We start from the raw sequence: 15,405 nt of genomic DNA on the forward strand, positions 1-15,405 counted from the left end.
GGGCGGGCTTACATCCAGCCATATTCCGCCATCGACAACGGATCACCGTCCCCCACGATGATGTGATCCAGTACCCGCACATCCACCACTTCCAGGGCCTTTTGCAGCAGCTTGGTCAATTTTCGATCAGCCGCGCTGGGCTCCACGCTCCCGGAAGGATGGTTGTGACACAGAATCAACGCCGCCGCGTTATAGGCCAGGGCGCGCTTGACCACTTGCCGCGGGTAGACCACGGCAGCGTCGATGGTCCCCTCGGACAACACTTCGAACCCCAGCACCCGATGCTTTGAATCGAGAAACAGGCAGCCGAAAACTTCATGGGGCTCATGGCGCAACAGCGACTTGAGGTAATTGCGCACGGCCACCGGGCTTTCCAGCACCGAATCGCTGCGCAGGCGTTCGGCCATATGGCGCCGGGACATTTCCAGTACCGCCTGCAACTGCGCAAACTTCGCCGGCCCCAAGCCCAATTGCTGGCTGAACACCGCCTGGCTGGCTTCCAGCAGCGGGCGCAAACCGCCAAATTGCGCCAGCAGATGGCGCGCCAGATCCACCGCGCTCCTGCCGGTTACCCCGGTGCGCAGGAAGATCGCCAGCAATTCAGCATCGGACAGACTCGCAGCACCCCACTCCAAAAGCTTCTCTCGCGGCCGCTCTGCCGCCGGCCAATCACGAATACTCATTCCACCTCCCTGTGCATGTGCGCCGCTGTTGCGGGGCGGGCGCTGTGTTATCGTAGGCCCTCTTTTTTGCGTGCGATTTCACCTGGGGAGGGGGCATCGCAGGCGTCACTGAACTGGCTTCACTGAACTGGAAAGGCAAACCAATGCAGCGTCTGTATCGGAAACGCATCGTTCTCGGCGTCGGCGGCGGCATTGCCGCCTACAAGAGCGCAGAGCTGGTCCGCAGGCTTCTCGACCAGGGCGCTGAAGTGCGCGTGGTCATGACCCGCGGCGGCAGTGAGTTCATTACTCCGCTGACCATGCAGGCCTTGTCCGGTCACCCGGTTCACCTGGACCTGCTGGACCCGGCAGCCGAAGCCGCCATGGGTCATATCGAACTTGCCAAGTGGGCCGACCTGGTACTGATCGCCCCAGCCACCGCCGACCTGATCGCGCGCCTGGCACAAGGCATTGCCGATGATCTGCTGACCACCCTGGTACTGGCCACCGACGCCACCGTCGCCATCGCCCCGGCCATGAATCAGGCCATGTGGCGCGACCCGGCGACCCAGGCCAACACCCAGCTCCTGCAAAGTCGTGGCCTCAAGGTGTTCGGCCCGGCCTCCGGCAGCCAGGCCTGCGGCGATGTCGGCATGGGCCGCATGCTCGAAGCCACCGACCTGGCATTGTGCGCCGCCGAATGCTTCCAGCACCTGGCCCTGACCGGCCGGCACGTGCTGATTACGGCCGGCCCGACCCAGGAAAACATCGACCCGGTACGCTACATCACCAACCATAGCTCAGGAAAAATGGGCTTTGCCTTGGCGGAAGCCGCGGTCGAGGCAGGCGCACGCGTTACCCTGATCACCGGTCCGGTGCACTTGCCGACCCCCGATCGCGTCACGCGAATCGACGTAGTCAGCGCCCGGGACATGCTGGCCGCCTGTGAGGCCGCCATTCCCTGTGACCTGTTTATCGCTTCGGCAGCGGTTGCAGACTACCGCCCTGAAGTCGTCGCCCCGCAAAAGCTCAAGAAAGACCCTACGAGCGGTGACGGGCTGCTCCTGCAAATGGTGCGCAACCCGGACATCCTGGCCACAATCGCCACGCGTCCGGACCGCCCGTTCAGTGTCGGCTTTGCCGCCGAGACCGAGCACCTGCTGGACTACGCCGCACGCAAACTGAAAGACAAAAACCTCGACCTGATCGTTGCCAATGATGTCGCCAACCCGAGCATCGGCTTCAACAGCGAGGAAAACGCCTGCAGCGTGATCGACCGCGAGCTGCACGCCACTCTTTTCGCCCAGACCAGCAAAGGCAAGATTGCCCGCCAACTGATCTCTTTTATCGCCCAACGGCTGAACCAGGTTTAATTTCCATGCACGCTTTGCAAGCCAAGATCCTCGACCCCCGCATCGGCACCGAATTCCCGCTGCCGGCCTACGCCACCCCAGGTTCCGCCGGCCTGGACCTGCGCGCCATGCTCAAGCAAGACACCGTCCTTGAACCGGGCCAGACCGTCCTGATTCCCACCGGCCTGTCGATCTACGTCGGCGACCCGGGCCTGGCGGCGCTGATCCTGCCGCGCTCCGGCCTGGGCCACAAACACGGTATCGTGCTGGGTAACCTGGTAGGCCTGATCGACTCGGACTACCAAGGCGAGTTGATGGTGTCGTGCTGGAATCGTGGCCAGACGGCGTTCAACATCGTTGTCGGCGAGCGCATTGCCCAGCTTGTACTGGTGCCGGTGGTGCAGGCGCGCTTCGAACTGGTGCAGGATTTCGACGAAACCCAACGCGGCGCAGGCGGTTTTGGGCATTCCGGCAGTCACTGACTACGCTGAACCTGGCCGGGCGCTTTTGCCCGGCTCGATGCCCCCGCAAGGCTTTTCAGGATGAAGAATGCGCGGACTTTATCAGCGAGATTTCCCATTTGAAATCAATGCATTACGCAGGAATAAAGACAGGGGCCAAGCTCCGATGGCACTTTTGCACCACGAACTCTCTGCCGAAAACACCGTCATACCCTTCAGTTTGAGCCTGCCGGTCAGCCACATTAAGGCCAGCCTTGCCCCCCTTGAGATGGAGTTTCCCCCCGCGATGAGTACCGCAGCCCGAGTAGCCCCGACATTCCCCGACAGCATCTTTCGCGCCTATGACATTCGTGGCGTAGTCCCCAAGACCCTGACCGCCGAAACCGCCTACTGGATTGGCCGCGCCATTGGTTCCCAGAGCCTGGCCCAGGACGAGCCGAACGTCTCGGTCGGTCGTGACGGTCGCCTGTCCGGTCCGGAACTGGTGGAACAACTGATCCAGGGCCTGGCCGACAGCGGCTGCCATGTCAGCGATGTGGGCCTGGTGCCCACTCCCGCGCTGTACTACGCCGCCAATGTACTGGCCGGCAAATCCGGGGTAATGCTGACCGGCAGTCATAACCCGTCGGACTACAACGGCTTCAAGATCGTCATCGCCGGCGACACCCTGGCCAACGAACAGATCCAGGCCCTGCACACCCGCCTGAAGACCAACGACCTGACCAGCGGCAAAGGCAGCATCACCAAAGTTGACATCCTGCAGCGCTACTCTGATGAAATCACCGGCGACGTCAAACTCGCACGCCGCCTCAAAGTGGTGGTGGACTGCGGCAACGGCGCGGCCGGCGTGATCGCCCCGCAGCTGCTCGAAGCCTTGAACTGCGAAGTGATCCCGCTGTTCTGCGAAGTCGATGGCAACTTCCCCAACCACCACCCGGACCCAGGCAAGCCGGAAAACCTGGTGGACCTGATCGCCAAGGTCAAGGAAACCGGTGCTGACGTCGGCCTGGCCTTTGACGGCGACGGCGACCGTGTAGGCGTAGTGACCGAAACCGGCGAGATCGTATTCCCGGACCGCCTGCTGATGCTGTTCGCCCGCGATGTGGTGGCACGCAACCCGGGTGCCGAGATCATTTTCGACGTGAAGTGCACCCGCCGCCTCACCCCGCTGATCAAGGAATATGGTGGCCGTCCGCTAATGTGGAAGACCGGTCACTCGTTGATCAAAAAGAAAATGAAGGAAACCGGCGCGCTGTTGGCCGGCGAAATGAGCGGCCACGTGTTCTTCAAGGAGCGCTGGTTCGGGTTTGACGACGGCATTTACAGCGCCGCCCGTCTGCTGGAGATCCTCAGCAAGGAAAAATCCACCTGCGATTCGCTGTTTCAGACCTTCCCGAATGATATTTCTACGCCAGAGATCAATATCCATGTGACCGAGGAGAGCAAATTCAGCATCATTGACGCACTGCACGATGCGCAATGGGGTGAAGGCGCCCACCTGACCACCATTGATGGTGTGCGAGTCGATTACGCCAAGGGCTGGGGCCTGGTTCGCGCGTCCAACACCACACCGGTGCTGGTGCTGCGTTTCGAGGCGGATACCGAGGCTGAGTTGCAGCGCATCAAGGACGTGTTCCACGCCCAGTTGAAACGTGTTGCCCCTGATCTCCAATTACCGTTCTGATTTTTACCGGAGCCCTGAATGACCCTCGAACGCGAAGCCGCTGCCAACACCGCCAAGGTCCTGTCCGAAGCGTTGCCTTATATTCGACGCTACGTCGGCAAGACGCTGGTGATCAAGTACGGCGGCAATGCCATGGAAAGCGACGAGCTGAAAACCGGCTTTGCCCGCGACATCGTGTTGATGAAAGCCGTGGGAATCAACCCCGTGGTGGTCCACGGCGGCGGCCCGCAGATCGGCGACCTGCTCAAGCGCTTGTCGATCGAGAGTCACTTCATCGATGGCATGCGCGTCACTGACGCGCAGACCATGGACGTGGTGGAGATGGTCCTCGGCGGCCAGGTGAACAAAGACATCGTCAACCTGATCAACCGTCATGGCGGCAGCGCCATTGGCCTGACCGGCAAGGACGCCGAGCTGATCCGCGCGAAAAAACTGACCGTTACCCGTCAGACGCCGGAAATGACCCAGCCGGAAATCATCGATATCGGCCAGGTAGGCGAAGTGATCGGCATCAACACCGACCTGCTGAACCTGCTGGTCAAGGGCGACTTCATCCCGGTGATCGCGCCGATCGGCGTGGGTGCCAACGGTGAGTCCTACAACATCAACGCCGACCTGGTGGCGGGCAAGGTGGCCGAAGCATTGAAGGCTGAAAAGCTGATGCTGCTGACCAACATTGCCGGCCTGATGGACAAGGAAGGCAAGGTGCTGACCGGTTTGACCACTCAACAAGTGGACGAACTGATCGCCGACGGCACCATCTACGGCGGCATGCTGCCGAAGATCCGTTGCGCGCTGGAAGCGGTGCAAGGCGGCGTCGGCAGCTCGCTGATCCTGGATGGCCGTGTACCGAATGCAATCCTGCTGGAAATCTTCACCGATACGGGTGTGGGCACGCTGATCAGTAACCGCAAGCGCCCTTAAAACGCTGAAAACAAAAAGCCCCGCTCAACCTGGTTGAGCGGGGCTTTTTTATGGTTCGGCGATTACTGAACGCCGAACTGCTCGCGATACGCCTTAACTGCCGGCAAGTGCTGCTTGAGCTGCGGGTCGTCTTCCAGGAACTGCAGCACCTGGTTCAACGACACGATGCTGACCACTGGAATGCCGAAATCACGCTCCACTTCCTGGATCGCCGACAACTCACCGTTGCCACGCTCCTGGCGGTTCAGCGCGATCAGCACACCGGCGGCCTTGGCGCCGTCCTGGGACGCGATGATCTGCATCACTTCACGGATAGCCGTACCGGCCGTGATCACGTCATCGATGATCAATACATCGCCGGTAAGCGGCGCGCCCACCAGGCTGCCGCCTTCGCCATGGGCCTTGGCTTCCTTGCGGTTGAAGCACCATGGCAGATCGCGCCCATGATGTTCCGCCAGGGCCACGGCTGTTGCAGCGGCCAGGGGGATGCCCTTGTAGGCCGGGCCAAACAGCACGTCGAAGGAAATATCGCTTTCAACGATGGCTGCCGCGTAGAAGCGCCCCAACTGAGCCAGGGCCGAACCCGAGTTGAACAAGCCTGCATTGAAGAAATACGGGCTGGTGCGCCCGGACTTGAGGGTGAACTCACCGAAGCGCAAAACCCCGCGATCGATGGCAAAACGAATGAAATCGCGTTGATACGCCTGCATGAAAAAAGCCTCAGATACCACGGATTTAGCTAATTAGGTAGACGGCGTGTATCATACACGCACGCGATTTTTGGGGCCATTTATGCGGATCATCAGTGTGAACGTTAATGGTATTCAGGCTGCAGTCGAGCGTGGTTTGCTCAGTTGGCTGCAAGCTCAGAATGCCGACGTCATCTGCCTGCAGGACACCCGCGCCTCCGCCTTTGAACTGGACGACCCAGCCTTCCAACTGGATGGCTACTTCCTTTATGCCTGCGATGCCGAAGTGCCCACCCAAGGTGGCGTGGCTTTGTACTCGCGGTTGCAACCCAAGGCGGTCATCAGCGGCCTCGGCTTCGAGACAGCCGACCGCTACGGGCGCTACCTGCAAGCCGATTTCGACAAGGTCAGCATCGCGACCTTGCTGCTTCCTTCGGGGCAGAACGGCGATGAAGACTTGAACCAGAAGTTCAAGCTAATGGACGATTTCGCCCGTTACCTGGATAAACAGCGACGCAAACGTCGCGAGTACATTTACTGTGGCTCGCTGTACGTGGCGCAACAGAAGCTGGATATCAAGAACTGGCGTGACAGCCAGCAATCCCCGGGCTTCCTGGCGCCGGAACGGGCCTGGATGGACGAGATTGTCGGCAACATGGGCTATGTGGATGCGCTGCGCGAAGTCAGCCGCGAAGGCGACCAGTACAGCTGGTGGCCAGACAATGAACAGGCTGAGATGCTCAACCTGGGCTGGCGCTTCGACTACCAGTTGCTGACCCCGGGTCTGCGCCGGTTCGTTCGCAGTGCACGCCTGCCGCGCCAGCCGCGCTTCTCGCAGCACGCGCCGCTGATCGTGGACTACGACTGGACACTGACCATCTAGGGTCTTTATCCAGGCACAAAAAAACCGACATCGCTGTCGGTTTTTTTGTGGGTGTCGATTATTTGACCAGGCGCCAGGTCAAGGGATAGCGATAGGCGATCCCTTTGTTGGCTTTGATTGCGCCGATGATCGTCAGCACCACGCTTGCGATGACCAAGGCCGTCATCAGGAAAAACCCAATGACCGCGAAGGCCAGCACGATGCAAATGATCCAGGCGATGGCTACGGTGATCTGGAAATTCAGTGCCTCCTTGCCCTGGTCGTCAATGAACGGATCCACTTCTTTTTTCATCTGCCACAGGATCAGCGGCCCCACGACGCTGCCGAAGGGGAATACAAACCCCAGGAACGCAGCAAGATGGCACAACATTGCCCCCTGACGCACCTCGTAGGAAGGCGTAGGCACCGGCATTTGGCTGTCATTCATGGCGCTTCTCCTTGAGGCGTACTCAGTCAGCCAGTGCGGCGTTCTGCAGTTCGAAGATCTCAGTCATGCCTTTCTGGGCCAGGGCCAGCATGGCGTTCAGCTCGGCCGGCTGGAATGGCGCACCTTCGGCGGTGCCCTGCACTTCGATGAAACCACCGGTGCTGGTCATCACTACGTTCAGATCGGTCTCGGCAGCCGAGTCTTCCAGGTAATCCAGGTCCAGCACCGGCTCGCCCTGGTACATGCCCACCGATACGGCGGCGATCATCTGCTTCAGTGGGTCGCCGCCTTTCAGGCCGCCGCGCTTCTTGATGACTTTAAGCGCGTCGACCAGCGCCACCATGGCGCCGGTGATGGAGGCGGTGCGCGTACCGCCATCGGCCTGGATCACGTCGCAGTCGACGTAGAGAGTCACGTCGCCCAGCTTGGTCATATCCAGGGCCGCGCGCAGGGAGCGACCGATCAGGCGCTGGATTTCCAGGGTGCGGCCGCCTTGCTTGCCACGGCTGGCTTCACGCTGGTTACGCTCGCCGGTGGCGCGCGGCAGCATGCCGTATTCGGCGGTCAGCCAACCCTGGCCCTGGCCCTTGAGGAAGCGCGGCACGCCATTTTCAACGCTGACGGTGCAGATAACCTTGGTATCGCCAAACTCGACCAGTACGGATCCCTCGGCGTGTTTGGTGTAGTTGCGGGTGATGCGGATCGAGCGGAGCTGATCGGCAACGCGACCACTTGGACGTTTCATAGGGGATACCTGTACTGAGGACGAAAAACTGCCGAGCATTATAGAGCCGCGAGCCGATTCGGGGCACTGCTAAAAATCTGGTTACGAATGCCCAGGGTTTGGGCGCGCCCGCCCCACTGCGCTACAATCCCGCGCCTTCGCAGCCTGTCGGCTTCAATTTACCCATCAGCCCGCTTTCGCGGGACTGCATCGCGAGGTACCTCCATGGTGCACAGCATGACCGCCTTTGCCCGCGTCGAAAAAGCCGGCGCCCAAGGCACCCTGAGCTGGGAACTGCGCTCGGTCAACAGCCGCTACCTGGAGCCGCACCTGCGCCTGCCGGAATCCTTCCGCGACCTCGAAGGCGCCGTGCGTGAGGCACTGCGCCAGGGCATCTCCCGCGGCAAGCTGGAATGCACCCTGCGCTTTACCGAAGAAACCACCGGCAAGCCGCTGCAGGTAGACCGCGAGCGCGCTGCGCAACTGGTCGCCGCGGCCGAAACCGTCGCCGGCCTGATCAAGCAGCCCGCCGCACTGAACCCTCTGGAAGTACTGGCCTGGCCCGGTGTGCTGGTGGCCGACGCCTCCGATCCGCAAGCCCTCAACGCCGAAGCCCTCGCCCTGTTCACCCAGGGATTGAAGGAACTCAAGGCTGGCCGCGAGCGTGAAGGCGCCGAACTGGCCCGACTGATCAACGAGCGCCTGACGTCGATCGAAGCAGACGTGGTCACCTTGCGCGAGCTGGTACCGCAGATGCTCGCCACCCAACGCCAGAAGGTCCTCGACCGCTTCACCGACATGAAGGCCGACCTCGACCCCGTGCGCCTGGAGCAGGAAATGGTGCTGCTCGCGCAGAAGAGCGATGTCGCCGAAGAACTGGATCGCCTGAGCACCCACATCCTCGAAGTGCGCCGCGTGCTCAAGTCCGGCGGCGCCGCTGGTCGGCGCCTGGACTTCCTGATGCAGGAACTCAACCGCGAAGCCAATACACTGGGCTCCAAGGCTTTCGATCCGCGCAGCACCACGGCGGCGGTCAACCTCAAGGTGTTGATCGAGCAGATGCGCGAACAAGTACAGAATATTGAGTAAGGCAACCTTCATGACCCATAGCACCGGCACCCTGTACATCATTTCCGCGCCTTCGGGCGCGGGCAAGAGCAGTCTGGTCAAGGCCCTGACCGACGCTGACGAGCAGATTCGCATCTCGATCTCCCACACCACCCGCGCCATGCGTCCGGGCGAGGTGAACGGCGTGCACTATCACTTCGTCGAGCGCACCGAGTTCGTCAAGATGATCGAGCATGGCGACTTCCTCGAGCGCGCCGAGGTGTTCGGCAACCTCTACGGCACCTCGCAGAGCCACCTGCAGCAGACCCTGGACGAAGGCCACGACCTGATCCTGGAAATCGACTGGCAGGGCGCCGAGCAAGTGCGCCAGCTGATGCCCAAGGCACGCTCGATCTTTATCCTGCCGCCGTCGCTCGAAGCCTTGCACCAGCGCCTGACCAACCGTGGCCAGGACAGCGACGAGATCATCGAAGGCCGCATGCGGGAAGCTGTCAGCGAAATGAGCCACTATGTCGACTACGACTACCTGATCATTAACGACGATTTTTCCCACGCGCTGGATGACCTGAAGGCGATTTTCCGCGCCAATCAGCTCCAGCAAAAGCGTCAACAGCAGCGTTTCGGCAAATTACTCGCCGAACTGCTCGGCTGATTGGCCCTTCCCAAAACCGCTGCAAGGGCTTTACATTGGCGCTTGCAGCGGTTTTGCGAGAGCCTGCGAAAAATCAGCGCTTCCCTAAACGCTGGTGATTTTTTAAACTGCTCAGTCCGCTCGCCCAACCGGGCAGCGCGCATCTTGCATTCGCTCCGAGGAATATCATGGCCCGCGTAACCGTTGAAGACTGCCTAGACCACGTGGCAAACCGCTTTGAGCTGGTCATGCTCTCTACCAAGCGTGCCCGTCAACTGGCCACTGGCGGCAAAGAGCCCCTGGTCCAGTGGGAAAACGACAAGCCTACCGTTGTAGCCCTGCGTGAAATCGCTGAAGGCCTGATGAGCTACGAGTTCATCGCCAACGCTGAAATCGTTGAAGACGAACCGTTGTTTGCAGCGTTCGAGGACGAGTCCAACGAGGCCGTCTAAGCCTATGCCTGGTCGACGTAGCACGGCGCGGGGTCACAGCCTTCGGCAGGAGTTCACACTTTGCCGAGCATAGACGCCCTCGCCGATCGCTTATCGGCCTACCTCGGCCCCGACCAGGTCAACCTGGTCCGCCGAGCGTATTTCTACGCCGAACAGGCCCACGACGGGCAACGCCGCCGAAGCGGTGAGGCGTACGTCACCCATCCTCTTGCGGTGGCGAATATCCTGGCCGACATGCACATGGACCATCAGAGCCTGATGGCCGCGATGCTGCATGACGTGATCGAAGACACCGGCATTGCCAAGGAAGCGCTCAGTGCGCAATTTGGCGAAACCGTGGCCGAACTGGTCGACGGGGTCAGCAAACTGACCCAGATGAACTTCGAGACCAAGGCCGAAGCCCAGGCGGAAAACTTCCAGAAAATGGCTATGGCCATGGCCCGGGACATCCGGGTGATCCTGGTCAAGCTGGCCGACCGGCTGCACAACATGCGCACGCTGGAAGTGCTGTCCGGCGAAAAACGCCGGCGCATCGCCAAGGAAACCCTGGAAATCTACGCGCCCATTGCCAACCGGCTGGGTATGCACGCCATTCGTATCGAGTTCGAAGACCTCGGCTTCAAGGCCATGCACCCGATGCGTTCGGCGCGCATCTACCAGGCCGTCAAGCGCGCCCGGGGCAACCGCAAGGAAATCGTCAACAAGATCGAAGAATCCCTGAGCCATTGCCTGGCGATCGACGAGATCGAGGGCGAGGTCAGCGGCCGGCAGAAGCACATCTATGGCATCTACAAGAAGATGCGCGGCAAGCGCCGGGCCTTCAACGAGATCATGGACGTGTACGCGTTCCGCATCATCGTGGACAAGGTCGATACCTGCTACCGCGTCCTCGGTGCTGTACATAATTTGTACAAACCCCTGCCGGGGCGCTTCAAGGACTACATCGCCATTCCCAAGGCCAACGGCTATCAATCGCTGCATACCACACTGTTCGGTATGCACGGGGTGCCGATCGAGATCCAGATCCGCACCCGCGAAATGGAAGAGATGGCCAACAACGGCATCGCCGCCCATTGGCTGTACAAATCCAGCGGCGACGAGCAGCCCAAAGGCACCCATGCCCGCGCCCGCCAGTGGGTCAAGGGCGTGCTGGAAATGCAGCAACGTGCCGGCAACTCCCTGGAATTTATCGAAAGCGTGAAAATCGACCTGTTCCCGGACGAGGTCTACGTATTCACGCCCAAAGGCCGCATCATGGAGCTGCCCAAAGGCTCCACTGCGGTCGACTTTGCCTACGCGGTGCACACCGACGTCGGCAACAGCTGCATTGCCTGCCGGATCAACCGCCGTCTCGCGCCGCTGTCCGAACCGCTGCAAAGCGGCTCCACGGTCGAGATCGTCAGTGCACCCGGAGCCCGCCCGAATCCGGCGTGGCTCAACTTCGTGGTCACCGGCAAGGCCCGCACACACATCCGCCACGCGCTGAAACTGCAGCGCCGCTCCGAGTCCATCAGCCTGGGCGAACGCCTGCTGAACAAAGTGCTCAACGGCTTCGACAGCGCCTTGGACAAGATTGCGCAGGAGCGCGTGCAAGCGATGCTCCACGAGTACCGCCAGGAAACCATCGAAGACCTGCTGGAAGATATCGGCCTGGGCAACCGCATGGCCTACGTGGTCGCACGCCGCCTGCTGGGCGAAGGCGAACAGTTGCCAAGCCCCGAAGGCCCGCTGGCGATTCGCGGCACAGAGGGCCTGGTGCTCAGCTACGCCAAATGCTGCACGCCGATCCCTGGCGACCCGATTGTCGGCCACCTGTCGGCTGGCAAGGGCATGGTTGTTCACCTCGACAACTGCCGCAACATCACCGAGATCCGTCACAACCCGGAAAAATGCATCCAGCTCTCGTGGGCCAAGGATGTCACCGGCGAATTCAACGTCGAGCTGCGCGTGGAGCTGGAACACCAGCGCGGCCTGATCGCCCTGCTGGCCAGCAGCGTCAACGCGGCCGACGGCAATATCGAGAAAATCAGCATGGACGAGCGCGATGGTCGCATCAGCGTGGTCCAGCTGGTGGTCAGCGTGCATGACCGCGTGCACCTGGCCCGCGTGATCAAGAAACTGCGCGCCTTGACCGGTGTGATCCGCATCACCCGCATGCGTGCGTAGCCCATCCATTACAAGGAGTCATTCATGACCAAGACCGTTATCACCAGCGACAAGGCCCCAGCCGCCATCGGTACTTACTCCCAGGCCATCAAGGCGGGCAACACCGTCTACATGTCCGGCCAGATCCCGCTGGACCCAAAGACCATGGAACTGGTGGAAGGCTTCGAAGCCCAGACCGTACAGGTCTTCGAAAACCTAAAGTCCGTGGCCGAAGCTGCCGGCGGCTCGTTCAAGGACATCGTCAAGCTGAACATCTTCCTCACCGACCTGAGCCACTTCGCCAAGGTCAACGAGATCATGGGCAAGTACTTCGAACAACCTTACCCAGCCCGCGCCGCCATTGGTGTTGCCGCCCTGCCAAAGGGCGCACAGGTTGAGATGGACGCAATTCTGGTCATCGAGTAAAACACCCGGCGCAGCCTCCATAGGCTGCGCCGACTTCGTTTTAAAAGGATTTCATGATGCGCAAAGCGCTTGTAGCCTCTTCGTTGCTCGCCCTGTTGCTCGGCGGCTGCGCCAGCAACCCTGCCAACCAGGATGTGAGCGGCACCTGGATCAACCAGGTCGCCATCGATGCGGCAGCCAAGGGCGGCCCTTTGCGTGAAGCGCTGCAAAGCTATGGCCCGAACCTCGAATGGGAGGTCAACCCCAAGGCTTCGCAGGCACGTTACTACAACGGTTTTGAAGTCGCGGAAGGCAAGTTGCTCGGCGAACAGTCCGGCGCCTGGAGCGTCGACTTCTACGGCAGCTCCGCCACTGAACTCAAGCGCAAAGGCAGGCAACTGCTGCAAGTGGCCAACGACAACGAGCCCGAGCAGCTCTTTGCCCGCGCCAAGGAACCTGCACCGGAAGGTGCGCCGCTGGGTGCCAACTTCGAACGCGCCCTGTACGCAGCCTATATGGGCGGCGACTGGAAGATCACCGACGGCTTCGGCAACGGTGCCACTGTCCAGTTCCAGCCTGACGGCAAGGTCGCCGGTTTGCCCAATGTTGATCGGTACTCTCTGTGCCTGGCCGGTGACTGTGCCTCCATGAGCGGCGGCTACGACAGCATGTGGCTGCAGCTCAACGGCGTGGGTAACCCGTGGATCTTCGTGCGCAAGGGCAAGCAGTTGGAGATCTTCCAGGCGGTCAACACCGCTCAAGCGGATGAAGTGCCTCAGTTCACTCCCGGGCCGCGCCAATGGCTGCTTGAAAAACAATAGCAGTCATCACCCAGCTCCAAATGTGGGAGAGGGACTTACCCCCTCCCACATCTTTAACCGCATTTCAGCCTTTAAGAATGGCTGCGTACCCTTCGCGGTAGCTCGCATACGTGGGCGTCCACCCCAGCGCCTTTATCCGGGCATTGCTGCATTGCTTGCTGCCCGCACGCCGCACACTCGCGTCCTCGGACCACTCAGTGACGCCCAGGTAGTCACGCAGCCAGGCCACCACCTCGGCCAAGGGCGCCGGTGCATCGTCGACGCCGATATAGACCTTATCCAGCGAACCGCCCTGCTCCACGTGGCGTAGCAAAAATGCCAGCAAGCCCGCCGCATCATCGGCGTGTATACGGTTGCCGTATAAAGGTGGATCAAGCGCTACACGGTACCCCTGGCGCACCTGGGTCAGCAGCCATTCGCGACCAGGACCGTAAATACCGGTCAACCGCACGACGCTCGCAGGAATGCCACTGTTAAGTGCCACCTGCTCGGCCTCCAGCATGACTTGCCCGGAATAACCCTTGGCCTGGGTTTCGGAGGTTTCGTCGACCCACTCGCCATTCTGCTGCCCGTATACGCTGCTGCTGGACACAAACAGCAGGTGCCTGGGCTCCTGGCCATAATCCTTCAGCCACTCCAGCACATGCTGCAACCCTTGCACGTAAGCGGCGCGATAACCGGCCTCATCGTGGTCGGTGGCGGCGGCGCAGTACACCAGGTAATCCACCCCGCCGATCGGCCAGGTGTCAGGGCAATCCTTGTTGAACAGGTCGCCGGCAATGCCGATCACCCCGTCGGGCAGGCGTGAAATATCGCGCCGCAGGCCATGAACCTCCCATTCCGAGGCCAGCAATTGGCTAGCCAGCCGACTACCCACATCGCCACATCCGGCAATCACAACCGAAGGCACAGACATCATAAAACTCCGTTCTTAAAGGTCTAGATTAGCCCTCGCAGCAGACCGGCGGCCAGAAAAAGGGCAAATAAAGTTACTGTATTACTTCTGTTAACAAGAATTACTTGCAATAATAACCGCCCATTTGTCCTCGACCCCTTTGGGTCTGGAAGGACGATCAGTCATTTTCTTCTCTCAGGTCCGGCCAGCATGACACGTAATACAACCCCCGCTTCGCCAACCAAGCTTCACAGCCCATCCCGCGCCTGGCGTGCGATTGCTGCGATGCTGTTCAGCGTACTGCTGGCGCCGACCGCCGCATTCGCTGATGCCACCGCCCCGGCTACCCCGGCCGCCGCCGAGCACAATGCTGCGGCTCCAACCGCACCCGCTGCGGCCACCGACCCGGCCCAGGCTGCAGTCCCAGCCGCCGCCGACGAAACCGGTGTCGTGCTGGAAGAAGACAACACCCTGGGCATGGCCCACGACCTGTCGCCATGGGGCATGTACCAGAATGCTGACGTGGTGGTGAAAGCCGTGATGATCGGCCTGGCCATCGCGTCGATCATTACCTGGACCATCTGGATCGCCAAAGGCTTCGAGCTGCTGGGTGCCAAGCGCCGTCTGCGCACTGAAATCGTCCACCTGAAGAAGGCCACCACCCTCAAGGAAGCCAGCGAAAGCGCGACCAAGAAAGGCACCCTGGCCAACACCCTGGTGCACGACGCACTGGAAGAAATGCGCCTGTCGGCCAACACCCGTGAAAAAGAAGGCATCAAGGAGCGCGTGGCGTTCCGCCTGGAACGCCTGGTTGCAGCCTGCGGCCGTAACATGAGCAGCGGCACCGGCGTGCTCGCGACCATCGGCTCCACCGCGCCGTTCGTCGGCCTGTTCGGTACCGTCTGGGGCATCATGAACAGCTTCATCGGCATCGCCAAAACCCAGACCACCAACCTCGCCGTCGTCGCCCCCGGCATCGCCGAAGCCCTGCTGGCAACCGCCCTGGGCCTGGTCGCCGCGATTCCTGCGGTAGTGATCTACAACGTCTTCGCCCGTTCGATTGCCGGCTACAAGGCCCAGGTATCGGACGCGTCGGCAGAAGTCCTGCTGCTGGTCAGCCGCGACCTCGATCACCTGCCTACCGAGCGCAGCTCGCAACCGCACATGGTGAAAGTGGGGTAA

Annotated in this window: 16 protein-coding genes and 1 pseudogene; 12 read left to right on the forward strand and 5 right to left on the reverse strand. The window is 61.0% G+C overall.

The window, feature by feature from the left end:
• Nucleotides 1-8: 8 nt before the first annotated feature.
• The gene (gene radC, locus PspCFBP13509_RS06580) at nt 9-683 is read right to left on the reverse strand and encodes a RadC family protein (RefSeq protein ID WP_065926711.1); all 675 of its coding nucleotides are present in this window, start codon (nt 681-683) and stop codon (nt 9-11) included.
• A gap of 143 nt (nt 684-826) precedes the next feature.
• On the opposite strand from radC, the gene coaBC reads away from it, so the two are divergent.
• The 4 genes and pseudogenes from coaBC to argB all read left to right on the forward strand — a co-directional run bounded on the left by coaBC (nt 827) and on the right by argB (nt 5,083).
• A complete protein-coding gene (coaBC, locus tag PspCFBP13509_RS06585) occupies nt 827-2,035 on the forward strand; it encodes a bifunctional phosphopantothenoylcysteine decarboxylase/phosphopantothenate--cysteine ligase CoaBC (protein WP_027608291.1) in 1,209 nt (402 codons plus the stop codon).
• Between the two features lie 5 nt (nt 2,036-2,040).
• Complete coding sequence (dut, locus tag PspCFBP13509_RS06590) at nt 2,041-2,496, forward strand: dUTP diphosphatase (protein WP_065926712.1); 456 nt, start codon at nt 2,041-2,043, stop codon at nt 2,494-2,496.
• A gap of 241 nt (nt 2,497-2,737) precedes the next feature.
• Nucleotides 2,738-4,159, forward strand: a pseudogene (locus PspCFBP13509_RS06595) (phosphomannomutase/phosphoglucomutase); the annotation flags it as partial.
• Between the two features lie 18 nt (nt 4,160-4,177).
• A complete protein-coding gene (gene argB, locus PspCFBP13509_RS06600) occupies nt 4,178-5,083 on the forward strand; it encodes an acetylglutamate kinase (protein ID WP_015886532.1) in 906 nt (301 codons plus the stop codon).
• Between the two features lie 62 nt (nt 5,084-5,145).
• Here argB and pyrE read toward each other — a convergent pair whose 3' ends face one another.
• Complete coding sequence (gene pyrE / locus PspCFBP13509_RS06605; RefSeq protein WP_074847982.1) at nt 5,146-5,793, reverse strand: orotate phosphoribosyltransferase; 648 nt, start codon at nt 5,791-5,793, stop codon at nt 5,146-5,148.
• Nucleotides 5,794-5,875: 82 nt separating this feature from the next.
• Here pyrE and PspCFBP13509_RS06610 point away from each other — a divergent pair, with 82 nt between their 5' ends.
• Nucleotides 5,876-6,655, forward strand: a complete 780-nt coding sequence (locus PspCFBP13509_RS06610) for an exodeoxyribonuclease III (RefSeq protein WP_003195493.1) — start codon at nt 5,876-5,878, stop codon at nt 6,653-6,655.
• A gap of 58 nt (nt 6,656-6,713) precedes the next feature.
• Here PspCFBP13509_RS06610 and PspCFBP13509_RS06615 read toward each other — a convergent pair whose 3' ends face one another.
• Both PspCFBP13509_RS06615 and rph read right to left on the reverse strand, forming a co-directional pair.
• Entirely contained in the window at nt 6,714-7,082 is a 369-nt protein-coding gene (locus tag PspCFBP13509_RS06615; protein WP_027608287.1) for a DUF4870 domain-containing protein, read from the reverse strand.
• A gap of 22 nt (nt 7,083-7,104) precedes the next feature.
• Entirely contained in the window at nt 7,105-7,827 is a 723-nt protein-coding gene (rph, locus tag PspCFBP13509_RS06620; RefSeq protein ID WP_027608286.1) for a ribonuclease PH, read from the reverse strand.
• A 204-nt stretch (nt 7,828-8,031) separates the two neighbouring features.
• Between rph and PspCFBP13509_RS06625 the strand changes: the two genes are divergently transcribed.
• The 6 genes from PspCFBP13509_RS06625 to PspCFBP13509_RS06650 all read left to right on the forward strand — a co-directional run bounded on the left by PspCFBP13509_RS06625 (nt 8,032) and on the right by PspCFBP13509_RS06650 (nt 13,328).
• Nucleotides 8,032-8,895 (forward strand): YicC/YloC family endoribonuclease, encoded by an 864-nt coding sequence (locus PspCFBP13509_RS06625; protein ID WP_065926714.1) that lies wholly within the window; start codon nt 8,032-8,034, stop codon nt 8,893-8,895.
• Nucleotides 8,896-8,905: 10 nt separating this feature from the next.
• The gene (gene gmk, locus PspCFBP13509_RS06630) at nt 8,906-9,526 is read left to right on the forward strand and encodes a guanylate kinase (RefSeq protein ID WP_027608284.1); all 621 of its coding nucleotides are present in this window, start codon (nt 8,906-8,908) and stop codon (nt 9,524-9,526) included.
• Between the two features lie 167 nt (nt 9,527-9,693).
• A complete protein-coding gene (gene rpoZ / locus PspCFBP13509_RS06635) occupies nt 9,694-9,957 on the forward strand; it encodes a DNA-directed RNA polymerase subunit omega (protein ID WP_017735757.1) in 264 nt (87 codons plus the stop codon).
• Nucleotides 9,958-10,017: 60 nt separating this feature from the next.
• On the forward strand, nt 10,018-12,123 hold the full coding sequence (gene spoT, locus PspCFBP13509_RS06640) for a bifunctional GTP diphosphokinase/guanosine-3',5'-bis pyrophosphate 3'-pyrophosphohydrolase (RefSeq protein ID WP_005792489.1): 2,106 nt from the start codon (nt 10,018-10,020) through the stop codon (nt 12,121-12,123).
• A 24-nt stretch (nt 12,124-12,147) separates the two neighbouring features.
• Nucleotides 12,148-12,528, forward strand: a complete 381-nt coding sequence (locus PspCFBP13509_RS06645) for a RidA family protein (RefSeq protein ID WP_003176922.1) — start codon at nt 12,148-12,150, stop codon at nt 12,526-12,528.
• A gap of 56 nt (nt 12,529-12,584) precedes the next feature.
• Nucleotides 12,585-13,328, forward strand: a complete 744-nt coding sequence (locus tag PspCFBP13509_RS06650; RefSeq protein WP_065926715.1) for a hypothetical protein — start codon at nt 12,585-12,587, stop codon at nt 13,326-13,328.
• A 64-nt stretch (nt 13,329-13,392) separates the two neighbouring features.
• Here the strand turns inward: PspCFBP13509_RS06650 and PspCFBP13509_RS06655 are convergent, their stop codons facing one another.
• Nucleotides 13,393-14,244 carry an SDR family oxidoreductase gene (locus PspCFBP13509_RS06655; RefSeq protein WP_065926716.1) on the reverse strand — a complete coding sequence of 284 codons (852 nt, stop codon included), beginning with the start codon at nt 14,242-14,244 and terminating at the stop codon, nt 13,393-13,395.
• A 189-nt stretch (nt 14,245-14,433) separates the two neighbouring features.
• On the opposite strand from PspCFBP13509_RS06655, the gene exbB reads away from it, so the two are divergent.
• Nucleotides 14,434-15,405, forward strand: coding sequence for a tonB-system energizer ExbB (gene exbB, locus PspCFBP13509_RS06660; RefSeq protein ID WP_065926717.1), 972 nt, complete (start codon nt 14,434-14,436; stop codon nt 15,403-15,405).

The organism is Pseudomonas sp. CFBP13509, from assembly GCF_005233485.1.
GTDB lineage: Bacteria > Pseudomonadota > Gammaproteobacteria > Pseudomonadales > Pseudomonadaceae > Aquipseudomonas > Aquipseudomonas marginalis.